This window comes from Tardiphaga sp., assembly GCF_025356345.1.
In the GTDB taxonomy this organism is placed as follows: domain Bacteria; phylum Pseudomonadota; class Alphaproteobacteria; order Rhizobiales; family Xanthobacteraceae; genus Tardiphaga.
The window spans coordinates 1-13,088 of record NZ_JANXTC010000027.1 but is presented as its reverse complement, the minus strand read 5'-3'; the positions used below and the strand labels follow the sequence as shown (position 1 = coordinate 13,088).

Below are 13,088 nucleotides of genomic sequence, written 5' to 3'. Positions count from 1 at the left end.
CCGTCGCCGTTGCGGCCACTGGCGTCGGCTCCGCGCCATGGCGCTCCGCGCAGGCGCAAGCCGGCCCGATCAAGATCGGTCTACTGGCGCCGCTGACCGGCGTTGTCGCGTCTGGCGGCAAGGAAATGGTCGAGGGCGTGCAGTTCTATCTTGAGCAGGTCAAGAACGAGATGGGCGGCCGTAAGGTCGAGCTCATCATCGAAGACGATGCCTCGAACCCCGACACGGCGTTGCAGAAGGCGCGGCGTCTGGTCGAGCAGGGCAATTGCCACATGCTGATCGGCAATCTGCTGGCCAATACCGGCCTCGCCGTCGCCAATTACGTCAAGGGCACCGGCACCCCGTATTTCATTCCGATCATCGCGGCGGATGACCTGACCCAGCGGGCGCGCATCAAGAACGTGATCCGCGTCGCCGGCTACACCGCCAGTGCCTTCACCCATCCGCTCGGCGACTGGTGCCTGAAGCAGGGCTACAAGCGTATCGCCACGATCAGCCAGGACTATACGTTCGGCCATGAGCAGTGCGGCGGCCTCGCCCAGGTGTTCACCGAGGGCGGCGGCACGATCGTGCAGCAGTTCTGGCATCCGTTGAACACCGCGGACTTCAGCCCCTATCTCGGCCAGATCGCCGAGATGAAGCTCGATGCCGTCTTCGCGATGGAAACCGGCGCCGACGCCACACGCTTTTTCCAGCAATATGCCGCGTTCGGCCTGAAGGCGAAGACGCCGCTGATCGCCGCGATGAACGCCACCGACCAGTCGGTGATCCGTACCCTCGGCGAGGATTGCGAGGGCATTATCGCGCCGGCGCATTTCGCCGAAGGTTCGGACAACGCGGTCACCGCGAAGTTCGTCAAGGACTATGAAACCAAGTACAGCAAGATCCCGTCGCTGTACGGCTTCTCGATGTTCTCGGGCATGATGTGGATCGATGCGGCGCTGAAGAAGGTGGGCGGCAAGGTCGAGGACCGCGAGGCCTTCATCGAGACCGTGCTGAAGACCGAACTCGACGGTTCGCCGCTCGGCAAGACCGTGAAGTTCGATGCCTATGGCAACCCGGTCTATGACGTCTACATCCGCAAGGTGGTGAAGCGTGCCGACGGAAAGTTCTGGAACGTGCCGATCCAGACCTATCCGGAAGTGTCGCAGTTCTGGAAGTACGATCCGGAAACCTACATGAAGCAGCCGCCTTATTCGCGCACCTTCCAGGGCATCAAGAAGGCCTGATTAATCGTCGCTTGCTTGTCCCGGACGCAGTGCACTGCGCCTCCGCAGGGGGCGTAGTGCACTGCAGAGCCGGGACCTTCACAAACTCCGGCGCCTGTTACGGTCCCGGCTCTGCGGAGCGGCGTTGCGGCGATGCAAGTGCATCGCCTGAAATGCCGCAACGCGTCCGGGACAAGACTGAAAATGCTCCGATCCTGATGGATCGATTTCTAGGAATTATCTGTGTCCGAACCGATCCTGACTCTGACCGATGTGGTGGTGGCCTTCGACGCCTTGCGGGCGGTCGATGGCGTCAGCCTGACCGTGCCGCGCGGGCAGCGTCGCGCCATCATCGGCCCCAACGGGGCCGGCAAGACCACGCTGTTCAATGCCATCGCTGGCGCGGTGCCGCCGACCTCCGGCAAGATCCTGTTCGACGGGCATGATGTGACACGACTGCCGCCGCACCGCCGCGCGCAGCTCGGCATCTCGCGGACTTTTCAGATCACCAACCTGTTTCCGACGTTGACCGTGCAGGACAACATGATCCTGGCGCTGCGCGGCCTCAGCCCGCGGAAATTCTCGCTGTTCGGCTCGTCCGATACCGATGCCACCGAGGCGCCGCGCATTGCCGCCGCGCTGACCGCCGCCCGTATCGGCGAGCGTGCGAATGTCATCGTCAAGGAAATGTCCTATGGCGAGCAGCGCCAGCTCGAGATCGCGATTTCGCTGGTCACCACGCCAACCATGCTGCTGCTGGACGAGCCCGCCGCCGGGCTGTCGCCATCGGAGCGCTCGATGATCGCGGAGGTGATCCGCTCGCTCAGCCGCGACATCACCGTGGTGCTGATCGAGCACGACATGGACCTGGCGCTCGGCCTGGTCGATTACGTCACCTGCATGTTCGAGGGCCGGGTGCTGGTCGAGCAGCCGCCGGAAGGTATCCGTCGTAACAGCCAGGTCCAGGAAGTCTATCTCGGGAAGCCGCGTCATGCTTGAGGTCAGGGATCTGCACAGCGGCTATGGCGAGGCGATCGTGGTGCGCGGCGTCTCGCTTGAGGTTGCCCCCGGTGAGATCGTGGCGTTGCTCGGCCGCAACGGCATGGGCAAGACCACCTTCATCCGTTCGATCATGGGGCTGGTGCCGCCGCAGATCCGCTCCGGCACCATTACGTGGCGCGGCGAGAATCTGGTCGGAATGAAGCCGCACGACATCGCCGCGCGAAAGATCGCCATCGTGCCGCAGGGCCGCCGGCTGTTCCCGTCGCTGACCGTGACCGAGCATCTGACGATGCTGAAGAGCCCGCGGGCCAAGGATGGCTGGACCATCGATCGCGTGTTCGGAATCTTTCCACGGCTCAAGGAGCGCCGCCATCACCGCGGCGGGCAATTGTCCGGGGGTGAACGCGGCATGCTGGCCGTGGGGCGCGCGCTGATGATCGATCCGCGGCTGATCCTGATGGATGAGCCCTCCGAAGGCCTGGCGCCGGTGATGGTGCAGCATCTTGAGGAGATCATCCTCGATCTCAAGCGCGAGGGACTGTCGATCCTGCTGGTCGAACAGAACCTGTACAGCGCGCTGGCTGTCGCCGATCGGGTCTATATCCTGGAGACCGGGCAGATCGTGCATCAGGGTGACGCGAAAGAATTGAGCCAGCAGACCGACCTGTTGTTCCAGCGCCTTGGCGTGCAGTGAGAAATATGATGGATGAAGCTCTGTTGCGCGGCATTGCCGCCGAACTGAATGGCGCGCCGCGGGCCGCCGGGCGCGTCGGACGCCTGAAGACGCTGGTCGAAGAGAACAACAACCGCATCGCGGCGGAGTCGGTTCAAAGCCTGCCGTTCGATTCCTCGCCCTACGGCTTTCAGAGCTGGCTCGCCGCCGCGGACCGCACCTGATGGAAAATTCCATAGCGGCTCTTGACCTCTGCGCGCTTGCCGATGCCATTGCCACCGGCGAGGTCACGTCGGTCGCTGCGACCACCGTGGCGCTGCGGCGGCTCGAAACCGTCGGCCGCAAGCTGAATGCCGTGGTGCGGCTCGACGGCGCCCGTGCGCTGGAAGCGGCGGAGGACGCCGACAAGCTGCGCCGCGGTGGCGCACGGCTGTCGCCGCTGCACGGCGTGCCGCTGGCGCACAAGGACCTGTTCTATCGTGCTGGCGATCTATCGGCAGGCGGCTCAAAGATCCGGGCCGATTTCCGCGCCGACGTCACCGCGACGGTGATGTCGCGCCTCGATGCGTCGGGCGCACTTGACCTCGGCCGGCTGCAGCTGGCTGAATTCGCGATGAGCCCGACCGGCTACAACGAACATCACGGCCACGCGCTCAATCCGTGGAATCCGGCGCATGTTCCGGGCGGCTCGTCCTCCGGTTCGGGCGTCGCCGTTGCCGCGCGGCTGGTGGCTGGTTCGCTCGGTACCGATACCGGCGGTTCGTTGCGCCATCCCGGCGCGATGTGCGGGCTGGTCGGGCTGAAGCCAACCTGGGGGCTGGTGCCGACCGATGGCGTGATGCCGCTGTCGGCGTCGCTGGATTGCACCGGGCCGCTGGCGCGCACCGCGCGCGACGCCGCACGCCTGCTCTCGGTGATCGCCGGCCGCGATTACGAGGCGACGATCGGCGACGGCGTCGCCGGCCTGACGGTGGCGATCCCCGGTGGCTATTATCGCGAACGGCTCGATCCGGTGATCGCGGCACGGCTGGACGAGGCGGTGAAAACCTTCAGGACACTTGGCGTCACCATCATCGAAACCGCGCCGCCGGACATGGCGATCATCAATGCGCTGATGCAGGTGCTGATGAGCGTGGAGGCCGCCACCATTCATCGCCGCTGGCTGATCGAGCGGCCGCAGGATTATGCCGACCAGGTGCGTTCGCGGATCGAGCCAGGCCTGTTCTATCCGGCGACGCGCTATGTCGAGGCGCTGTCCCTGCGCGCGCAGATCTCCGAGCAGTGGATCGCGTCGTGCATGGGGGCGGCAGACCTGGCGTTGCTGCCAACGCTCTCGATTCCGGTTCCGACCATCAAGGCCACCACCGAAGGCGCCCCGGCAGACGTCGCCGGCGTCATTGGCCAGCTCACCCACTGCACCCGCGGCATCAATTATCTCGGCCTGCCGGGGGCGTCGGTGCCCTGCGGCTTCGATGCCGCTGGCATGCCTGTCGGCTTTCAGCTCGTTGGCCGTCCCTATGCCGAGGCCGCCATCCTGCGTGCCGCCCATGCCTATCAAGGCGCGACCGACTGGCACCTCCGCGTGCCGGCCGCCGCCGAACTGAACTGAGCCAGAATCCCATGCGCGTCATCGATATGCACACCCACACGATCAGCAAGCGCGTCGAGCCGCTGGTCACCGGCCATTACGATCCGATGGAAAATCCCTATCGGCGCGACATGTCGCCGGCGAGCCGCGAAACCGATGCCGAGCAGGGCAAGCTGCTGCCGAAGCTGATGCTCGACATCGCAACGCGCCGCGAGGTGATGCGGCGCATGGGCGTCGATTTCCAGATGGTAGCGCCGGCACCGGCGCAGCAGCATTATTGGGCCGATCAGGACCTGCAGGGCGCGCTGTCGCGGGTGCAGAACGAGGATGTCGCGGCGCTGGTGGCGCAGGACCCCGCGCATTTTGCTGGCATCGGCACGCTGCCGATGCGGTTTCCGGCCCGCGCCATCGAGGAAGCGGTCCATGCCGTCGAGCAACTCGGCCTGCGTGGCTTCCAGATCGATACGCGGGTGGAGAAGCGCGAGCTCTCCGACTCTGCTTTCGATCCGCTCTACGCGCGTCTGGCGACGCTCGGCGCGCCGCTGTTCGTGCATCCGCTGGGGTTCTCGCATGGCCAACGCCTCGGCGACTTCTTCATGGTCAACAGCCTCGGCCAGCCGGTCGAGGAAGGCATCGCGATTTCGCATTTCATCATGGGCGGTGTGCTCGACCGGCATCCCGAGCTCAAGGTGGTTGTCGCCCATGGCGGCGGGTTCCTGCCGTTCTATACCGGCCGCATGGATCATGCCTGGAAGGTGCGGCCTGAGGTGCGCAAGCTCATCGCCGAGCCGCCGTCGACCTATCTGAAGCGGCTCTGGTTCGACACCTGCGTGTTCTCGGCCGATTTGATCGAGGTGCTGGTCGACGTGGCTGGTGCGGACCGGGTGATGATGGGGTCGGATTATCCATTTGACATGGGGGATCAGGATCCGGTGGGGCTGGTCAAGCAGGCGAAGCTGTCGGACATTGACCGCGAAAAAATCCTATCCGGCAATGCCAGCCGGCTGTTCAAGATCTCCTGAGCGCCCATTCCGGCGGCGCGCATAGAAAGCCCCGTCGCGATGACGATCAACTTCGATTTTGCCACCCTCAGCGCCGCGCAGCGCTACAAGCTGCTGTGCGGCCTCGTCGTGCCGCGCCCGATCGCGTTGATCACCACCATTTCCGATGCCGGGATCGTCAACGCCGCGCCGTTCTCGTTTTTCAACGTGTTCTCGGAAAAACCGCCGCTGGTGATTGTTGGCCTGCAGGCAAAGTCCGACCTGTCGCTGAAGGACACCACACGAAACGTCCGCGCCAACGGTCTGTTCGTCATCAACATGGTGGATGAGGCACTGGCGGGCGCCATGGTCGATTGCTCCATCGGGTTCCCCGCCGATGTCGGCGAGCCCGAGGCGTTGCAGCTACCAATGGCCGCAGGGGTTCACGTCGCCGTTCCGCATCTCGCGGGCGCTCCGGCTGCGCTGGAATGCCGCAAGGTGACGTTGATGAATTTCGGCGCCGAACGCGATCTATTGGTCGGCGAGGTTCTCGGAATCCAGGTTCGTGACGGTGTCGTCGATCCCGAGACCCTGCGGACCGATTACGAGCAATATCTGCCGGTCGGGCGCGTCGCTGGAACGATGTATGCCCGGATGCAGGATCGCTTCGAGATCAAGCCGGACACGTTCGAGACGTGGCAGGCGCGCGGCGATCGCTGATGGTGGTTAGCCTTGCGCCAGCAATCGTTACCAACGCGACGACAAATTTTACAAAAACGGGAATGGCAGTACGTCGAAGATGGGCTATGAAGCGGCCATGTTCCGCAAACCCGCCATCATGCTCGCTTGGGCCGCCCTCGCTTTCATTGTTTTCGCGACTCTGTCGCCGATCGGCCTGCGCCCGCATATCGGCGGCGTTGGCGTCGAGCGCTTCGGCGCGTTTGCTCTGGTCGGCCTGCTGTTCGGGGTGGCCTATCCGAAACGCTTCTGGCTGGTATTGATCCTGGTGGTCGGCACGGCGCTCCTGCTGGAGGCGCTGCAGCGCCTCACGCCCGACCGCCACGGCGAGATTCCGGATGCTCTCCTCAAATTTGTCGGTGGCGCTGTCGGCGTCGGTATCTCGCTTTTGATCAACCTCTGGCTCGGCCTCTCAGAGCGCGGAAGACATAGCAAGCCGACAAAATCCGCCTAGAAGTCCACAAAAAAACTCAATTCCGCCGCGGTTCCATTCCGTTTGGACTGCGTTCCATTCACGGTTTTGACGCTCGGCACCGGAATTCCTCAGCAGACCGTTAGATGACATGTGGCTTGGCGATCGCTCGATCCGTATCTGCCGACGAATCATTCATGATCGAAAATCATGCATGCATGTGGATCTTGCGAATGATAGTTCGTGCTGGAGTTTTTCAAAATCATAGCAGGTATTTTAGCACCATGTGGGGCGATCAAGATACCATTAGTGCCGTAATACAAAACACCAGAACGATTTACTTGGCTTGTGTAAAGTTTGATCGATACAACCATATCACTAGCGCTCGCTTGCCTTGAAATTATAGGGCATGGCGACGTTATAGTCGCGACAAGTCGATTGCCGCAGACTTTGGTGTTACGTCTTCGAAGCGTACAATGCCGTGACGTGGACAGGCGTCGATCTCAAAGGACGACGTATCATGCACCGCCGTTATCAACATCTCAGTATTCCAACGGAAATCATGCGCTCGGTGGTCGGAATATCCGAAGCTGGCAGCATCACCAAGGCTGCCAAGTTGCTGGGTCTCAGCCAGCCTGCGATCAGCTCGCAGATCAAGCGGATCGAGCATGCGGTCGGCGGTAGTATCTTTCAGAAATCCGCGAACGGTTCTGCTACCACGGAACTGGGGAAACTTGTGCTCACCCAGGCCCGCAAGATTCTCGAGGCTAATGACCAGTTGCTGATGCTGCGCGGCGCTTTAAACGACGACCATTCCATTCGTCTTGGACTCAGCAATATTTATTCGCAGAAGGTGCTGGAGGTCATGAGCAGGGCCGAACTGGCCGGCATCTGCATCTACGCGGATAATTCCGCGGAAATTACCAAAGGCTTGCTCGATGGCTATATCGATGTCGGGATTTTCATGAGCATGTCGGAGGTTCCGCTAGAATCCAGTCTTGAAGTGGTCGCGCAGCGTGAGGAAGAAGTCACCTGGGTGCGCTCGACAGATTTCACGCTGAGCCCAGGAGCGCCCGTTCCATTGTTGACATGGCCCGGCCAGATCACGCACGATCTGATGGTTCAGGCCCTCGAACGCAAGGGAATGGTGTATCGTATCGCTTTCTCAAGCCCGGATTACCATGCGCGGATCGACGCGGCCAAGGCCGGTATCGGGCTTACTGTTTTGCCCAAGCGGCTGGTGCCTGTCCCGCTGATGGCGGCTAACGAATATTATCTCCCGCCGCCGAGCTCGCCGAAAGTGCTGCTTTGCGCCCGTCCGGGATTTCGCCAGAAGCATGCGAAACTTCTCGATGACCTGCAGGCTCGTTTCATCGCGTCCTGACCCTGACCATCACCTACGATTATGTATCCATAAAATATGATGCAGTGAGCGACTGTCATCTCGGTATCGGAGATGATCAGGTCCCTCTACGCGTAACACAAATTGTATAGGTAAATTTCACGCAGGCCTGAGAAGCTCAATCGATGTTGAGATTCGAGGCTTTGATGATCCGGTTACTTTTGTGTCGACGCGGCGCGTCCGCCGTCGAGTTCGCAATGGTGCTGCCCGTATTCCTGACCATCGTGTTCGGAATCGTGGTGTTCGGCTCGTATCTCGCTGTCATTCACGGGGTCCAGCAGCTTGCCGCCGAGGCGGCGCGGTCATCCGTAGCCGGTATGAGCGAGACCGAACGGGGGACGCTGGCGAAATCCTACGTTTCCGCGAACGCCGATACCTATCCGCTGATCGACAAGACGCATCTCAGCGTCAATGCCGCGACTTCCGGCGCCAATGCCAACGTGTTTGTCGTCACAGTAAATTACGACGCATCCAGCATGTTCATCTATTCGCTGCCGTTCGTGCCGATGCCACCGACGCTGATCGCGCGGTCCGCGGCCATCCCCTATGGCGGATTTTGAGGGTGACCTCGATGCGACATTTGCTGACGAGGTTCCGGTCTGATCAGCGCGGTAATATCGCGATCATGGCTGCCGGCGCCATGGTGCTGGCGGTCTGCTGCGCGGCGTTGGGAATCGATATCGGAACGATCTCGGCCGATCGCCGCAAGTCGCAAAGCTCCGCTGATCTCGCCGCCATTGTAGCGGCCAGCAACCTCAGCAATGCCAGCAACGCCGCGACTTCCGCCGTGACCCAGAACAACCTTCCCGCCAGTGCGCTGGTGAGCGTCGTACTTGGCACTTACACAGCGAACGAAGCCGTGGCTTCGCAGAACCGCTTCGTCACGCCGGCTACCGGCGTGGCGAACGCCGCGCGGGTGGTGCTGCAGACCGAGACCCCGCTGTATTTCAGTCACTTCTTTACCGGCAGTAACAGTTTCAAGATCAATGCGACGGCGACGGCGACCACCACGGCGATGGCGTCGTTCTCGATCGGCTCACGGCTGGCCTCGCTGAACGGCGGATTGCTCAACAATGTCCTGGGGGCAATGCTAGGCACGACGCTGTCGCTGTCGGTGATGGACTATACCGCGCTTCTAAGTGCGAAAATCGACGCCTTTGGTTTTCTCAACGAATTGGCGAGCCGCGTAGGTCTGAGCACCGGGACTTATGATGCCCTGCTCAGTTCCAACATCAAGGTCAGTGACATCCTGGCTGCCGCGCTCAATGTGCAGAACACCGCCAATGGCGGCGGCACCGCAACCACGGCCTTGTCGACCATCGTAACAGCCGCGAATTCGGTGATCACCAGGATCGCTCCCAGCTCGTTGATCGATACCGGACCCTATTCCGACTTGAAAATTGGCCTGAAGCCGAAGACCGGCGTCAGCCTTTCGCTTTACGACCTGCTGCAGGCGACTGCCGGGGTCGCCAACGGCACCAACCAGATCGCGCTTCCGGTGAGTCTCGGTCTTCCCGGCATCGCCAGTGCAACGCTGACGGCCGTGACCGGCGCCCGCCCGCCCGGATCGGGCTGGGTCGCTGTAGGCACACAGGGCGCCAGCGTGCACACCGCGCAGACCCGCGTATTGCTGTCGATCCAGTTGATTGGCAGTGGCGCCGCGGCGATGGTCAATCTGCCGATCTACATCGAGGTCGCCTCGGGCACGGCGACGTTGAACAATGTTAGCTGCGGATATCCGGACATCAGCACTTCGAGTGCCACCCTGGGTGTGACGCCGGGTATCGTCGATGCCTGGATCGGCAATGTCACCGTCGCCGATCTCAACAATACCAGCACCAAGCCCAGCCCTCCCGCCGCCACACTGGTAAATCTACTCGGCCTGATCACGGTAACCGGACGCTCGCATGCCGGAATGGGAAATACCACGCCGGTCACCGTTCCGTTCACCTATGCGGAGATCACCGCGCAGACAAAAAAGACGGTGAATTCGACCAATTTCACATCCTCGCTGACGGGAAGCCTGCTTGGCGACCTCGCGATCAATATCAACGTCGTCGGTCTGCCCATCGTGCCGCCCGGGCTCGGGCCGCTGGTGACAAGCATCATCAGCGGCGCCACCGGTTCGATTGACACCTTGCTGGCCGCGACACTCGCCAGCCTCGGTGTCGGCATTGGACAGGCCGACGTCTGGGTATCCGGTATCCGCTGTGACGGCGTGGTACTGGTGAACTGAATGTGTACTGCGTATTTTTCAACCAATAACAGATAGTGAGAACGATCATGGGACATGAAGCAGCAACGCTACGCCCGAATGTGAACCGCAAGCGCTCGGTGGTGGTTTCCAAGAAGCGCACCAGCGTGAGCCTGGAAGACAGCTTCTGGGTAAGCCTGCAGGCGATTGTCCGGATGGAAAACACCACCATCGAGCACTACATCGAAAAGATCGAACGCAAGCGCGAGACGCCCAATCTGTCGTCGAACCTGCGGATCGCCGTGCTCGAATACTTCCAGCAGATCGCGGCGCGCAGCATTGTGTCGAGCGCCTCGGACGCGACCGGCGGCGTCTCGCCGTACCAGGACCACCATGGCGAATCGGCCGAGAAGGTCGTGGCGTACTGGAATAAGCTCGACGCCAAGGAACCGCTCCCGACCTAATAACCGGCAAGTTCCACCTTCTTCCTGCTCGATATTGATAGCGGCACCCGAGGGTGCCGCGACGACGCATCATGCCTTTTTTTAAGTGCTGGCTTTTGGCCAGGGAGTGACCAATGTTCAATCGTCAGTGGAAAGCCGATGTGCGTGATGCATTGGCGCAAGCCACGGCCATCAGTCGATCGCAGGCCGTCATCGAATTCAATATGGACGGCACGATCATCACTGCGAACGCCAATTTTCTCAAAACGCTCGGCTATACGCTCGAGGAAATCAAGGGCAAGCATCACGGCATTTTCGTCGATCCCGCCGTTCGCGCCAGTGCCGCCTATCGTGATTTTTGGACTATTCTCAACCGGGGCGAATTCCAGGCGGCGCAATACAAGCGAATTGCCAAGGGTGGCCGCGAGGTCTGGATCCAGGCATCCTATAATCCAATTCTGGATAGTCGCGGCAAGCCGTGCAAGGTCATTAAAATCGCCACCGATATCACGAGGCAGATGATCGATGGCATGGAGGCTAGTGGCAAGATTTCCGCGATCAACCGCGCCCAGGCAGTCATTGAATTCGACATGGACGGAGCCATCCTGGCGGCGAACGAAAATTTCCTCGCGGCCATGGGCTACACGCTGGCGGAGGTTCTGGGCCGGCATCACAGCATGTTTGTGCCGCCGGCCGATCGCGACAGCGCGGCCTACCGCGAATTGTGGGCGTGCCTCAACCGCGGCGACTACCAAGCCGCCGAATACAAGCGGATCGGCAAGGGCGGCAAGGAAGTCTGGATTCTGGCGACCTATAATCCAATTCTCAACGAGACCGGAAAGCCCTTCAAGGTGGTCAAATTTGCCACCGATATTACCCCGCAGAAGCTGGCCGCCGCGGACAGCAACGGCCAGATGGCTGCCATCCGCAAGTCGCAAGCCGTGATCGAGTTCAGCATGGATGGCACGATCATGACGGCCAACCCGAATTTCCTCGACGCGGTCGGCTATACGCTGGATGAGATCAAGGGAAGACATCACAGCATCTTCGTCGATCCGTCGGAGCAGACGTCCGCGGCCTATGGTGAATTCTGGGCCAGCCTGAACCATGGCGCTTACCAGGCTGGCGAGTTCAGGCGGATCGGCAAGGGTGGCAGGCAGGTCTGGATCCAGGCGTCCTACAATCCGATCTTCGATCTTAACGGCAAGCCATTCAAGGTCGTGAAATACGCTACCGACATGACCCCGCAGGTGATGGCACGCCTTAAGGTCGAGCGTGCGCGCTCGCTGATCGAGTCGGTCGCCGCCGGCAGTGAGGAGATGAATGCATCGATCCGGGAAATTTCAGAGACCATGGTAAAGTCGCGGCAAACCGCCGAATCCGCTGTGCGTCAGGTCGAGATGGCCGACGCCCAGGCGCAGCGCCTGACCGACGCGGCGCTTTCGATGGGCGGGATCGTCGGTCTGATCGGCGACATTACGGGGCAGATCAACCTGCTGGCGCTGAATGCAACGATCGAATCCGCGCGCGCGGGCGAGGCCGGACGGGGCTTTGCGGTGGTGGCGTCGGAGGTGAAGAATCTCGCCAACCAGGCCAAGCTCGCTACCGACAAGATCAGCGACGAAATTGATGCACTGAACGGCATTTCCGGTGATGTCGCGGGCGCGTTGGTCGCCATCAAGCAGGCGATTGAACACGTCAACGAATACGTCACCTCGACAGCCGCGGCGGTCGAGGAGCAAAGCACGGTGACGTCGGACATGTCGGCCAACATGCACCGGGCGGCCTCCGAACTAGCGTAACGGTTTGGAACTTGCTACGAGAAGAAATGTCTTCGGAAAGCCGCATCGATCCTCGCAACCGCACGCTGAAGGGCGGGTCGATCTATTTTGACGGCGGTGCCATCGACTGCACCGTCCGGAACATTTCCAAGACGGGCGCCGCGCTCGATGTCGTCAGTCCGCTCGGAATTCCGAACGAGTTCACGCTGATGGTGCCAGGCGACAAGCTCAGCCAGCGTTGTCACGTGGTCTGGCGCAAGGAAACCCGGATCGGCGTGGCGTTCGACATCGATTAGGATCGTCGCTCAGTCCAGCCATGCATGGCGACGTCATCAATATAATGGCTATATGTCCTAATTCCGACGCAACGTAAGAGCTGTCGTAGTTCGGAATGCCCGGCTCCCTGGGCATTCCGCCGGTAATGATTCGGGCCCGCGCCGCAACAACGGCGTTGGCGGCGCGGGCTTGCACTGAAACGGCCAGACCTGGCGGTTCCTGCCCAGCGATTTCAAGCTCAAGAGCCATCTCGAAGGCCGCTATGGCAAAGAGATGCTGCTGGTCGACACGACGATTCCGGACTGGCCGGTCAGCTACGACGATCTCGAGCCCTATTACGATCGCTTCGAGAAGTTATGCGGGACCTCCGGCAAGGCCGGCAACCTCAATG

14 protein-coding genes are annotated in these 13,088 nt (G+C 61.4%); all 14 read left to right on the top strand.

Translation table 11 applies throughout. From position 1 onward, the window contains the following. A partial coding sequence (locus Q0S16_RS01330) for an ABC transporter substrate-binding protein (RefSeq protein ID WP_295844170.1) occupies positions 1-1,229 on the top strand: 1,229 nt, incomplete at its 5' end. Between the two features lie 222 nt (positions 1,230-1,451). Next, positions 1,452-2,207, top strand: a complete 756-nt coding sequence (locus tag Q0S16_RS01325; protein WP_295844169.1) for an ABC transporter ATP-binding protein — start codon at positions 1,452-1,454, stop codon at positions 2,205-2,207. Next, complete coding sequence (locus Q0S16_RS01320; protein WP_295844167.1) at positions 2,200-2,904, top strand: ABC transporter ATP-binding protein; 705 nt, start codon at positions 2,200-2,202, stop codon at positions 2,902-2,904. The genes Q0S16_RS01325 and Q0S16_RS01320 overlap by 8 nt, the downstream gene beginning before the upstream one ends. A gap of 8 nt (positions 2,905-2,912) precedes the next feature. Continuing rightward, a complete protein-coding gene (locus Q0S16_RS01315; RefSeq protein ID WP_295844166.1) occupies positions 2,913-3,107 on the top strand; it encodes a hypothetical protein in 195 nt (64 codons plus the stop codon). Beyond that, on the top strand, positions 3,107-4,492 hold the full coding sequence (locus Q0S16_RS01310; RefSeq protein ID WP_295844165.1) for an amidase: 1,386 nt from the start codon (positions 3,107-3,109) through the stop codon (positions 4,490-4,492). The genes Q0S16_RS01315 and Q0S16_RS01310 overlap by 1 nt, the downstream gene beginning before the upstream one ends. An 11-nt stretch (positions 4,493-4,503) precedes the next feature. Continuing rightward, complete coding sequence (locus tag Q0S16_RS01305) at positions 4,504-5,493, top strand: amidohydrolase family protein (RefSeq protein WP_295844164.1); 990 nt, start codon at positions 4,504-4,506, stop codon at positions 5,491-5,493. A gap of 39 nt (positions 5,494-5,532) precedes the next feature. After that, entirely contained in the window at positions 5,533-6,171 is a 639-nt protein-coding gene (locus tag Q0S16_RS01300; protein WP_295844162.1) for a flavin reductase family protein, read from the top strand. 97 nt (positions 6,172-6,268) lie between these two features. Beyond that, a complete protein-coding gene (locus tag Q0S16_RS01295) occupies positions 6,269-6,643 on the top strand; it encodes a VanZ family protein (RefSeq protein WP_295844160.1) in 375 nt (124 codons plus the stop codon). A 478-nt stretch (positions 6,644-7,121) separates the two neighbouring features. Then, positions 7,122-7,985 carry a LysR family transcriptional regulator gene (locus tag Q0S16_RS01290; protein WP_295844159.1) on the top strand — a complete coding sequence of 288 codons (864 nt, stop codon included), beginning with the start codon at positions 7,122-7,124 and terminating at the stop codon, positions 7,983-7,985. A gap of 164 nt (positions 7,986-8,149) precedes the next feature. Next, positions 8,150-8,563 (top strand): pilus assembly protein, encoded by a 414-nt coding sequence (locus tag Q0S16_RS01285; protein WP_295844156.1) that lies wholly within the window; start codon positions 8,150-8,152, stop codon positions 8,561-8,563. A gap of 11 nt (positions 8,564-8,574) precedes the next feature. Further along, positions 8,575-10,239 (top strand): pilus assembly protein TadG-related protein, encoded by a 1,665-nt coding sequence (locus Q0S16_RS01280; protein WP_295844154.1) that lies wholly within the window; start codon positions 8,575-8,577, stop codon positions 10,237-10,239. Positions 10,240-10,286: 47 nt separating this feature from the next. After that, positions 10,287-10,661, top strand: a complete 375-nt coding sequence (locus Q0S16_RS01275; protein WP_295844153.1) for a ribbon-helix-helix domain-containing protein — start codon at positions 10,287-10,289, stop codon at positions 10,659-10,661. Between the two features lie 113 nt (positions 10,662-10,774). Further along, a complete protein-coding gene (locus tag Q0S16_RS01270; protein WP_295844152.1) occupies positions 10,775-12,442 on the top strand; it encodes a PAS domain-containing methyl-accepting chemotaxis protein in 1,668 nt (555 codons plus the stop codon). A 26-nt stretch (positions 12,443-12,468) separates the two neighbouring features. Next, positions 12,469-12,717 (top strand): PilZ domain-containing protein, encoded by a 249-nt coding sequence (locus tag Q0S16_RS01265; protein ID WP_295844151.1) that lies wholly within the window; start codon positions 12,469-12,471, stop codon positions 12,715-12,717. Positions 12,718-13,088 lie beyond the last annotated feature (371 nt).

Bases quoted from the DNA above. Each gene is read 5' to 3' on its own strand.
- Q0S16_RS01320 (WP_295844167.1), top strand. From the start codon at position 2,200: ATGCTTGAGGTCAGGGATCTGCACAGCGGCTATGGCGAGGCGATCGTG.
- Q0S16_RS01315 (WP_295844166.1), top strand. From the start codon at position 2,913: ATGGATGAAGCTCTGTTGCGCGGCATTGCCGCCGAACTGAATGGCGCG.
- Q0S16_RS01310 (WP_295844165.1), top strand. From the start codon at position 3,107: ATGGAAAATTCCATAGCGGCTCTTGACCTCTGCGCGCTTGCCGATGCC.
- Q0S16_RS01305 (WP_295844164.1), top strand. From the start codon at position 4,504: ATGCGCGTCATCGATATGCACACCCACACGATCAGCAAGCGCGTCGAG.
- Q0S16_RS01300 (WP_295844162.1), top strand. From the start codon at position 5,533: ATGACGATCAACTTCGATTTTGCCACCCTCAGCGCCGCGCAGCGCTAC.
- Q0S16_RS01295 (WP_295844160.1), top strand. From the start codon at position 6,269: ATGTTCCGCAAACCCGCCATCATGCTCGCTTGGGCCGCCCTCGCTTTC.
- Q0S16_RS01290 (WP_295844159.1), top strand. From the start codon at position 7,122: ATGCACCGCCGTTATCAACATCTCAGTATTCCAACGGAAATCATGCGC.
- Q0S16_RS01285 (WP_295844156.1), top strand. From the start codon at position 8,150: ATGATCCGGTTACTTTTGTGTCGACGCGGCGCGTCCGCCGTCGAGTTC.
- Q0S16_RS01280 (WP_295844154.1), top strand. From the start codon at position 8,575: ATGCGACATTTGCTGACGAGGTTCCGGTCTGATCAGCGCGGTAATATC.
- Q0S16_RS01275 (WP_295844153.1), top strand. From the start codon at position 10,287: ATGGGACATGAAGCAGCAACGCTACGCCCGAATGTGAACCGCAAGCGC.
- Q0S16_RS01270 (WP_295844152.1), top strand. From the start codon at position 10,775: ATGTTCAATCGTCAGTGGAAAGCCGATGTGCGTGATGCATTGGCGCAA.
- Q0S16_RS01265 (WP_295844151.1), top strand. From the start codon at position 12,469: ATGTCTTCGGAAAGCCGCATCGATCCTCGCAACCGCACGCTGAAGGGC.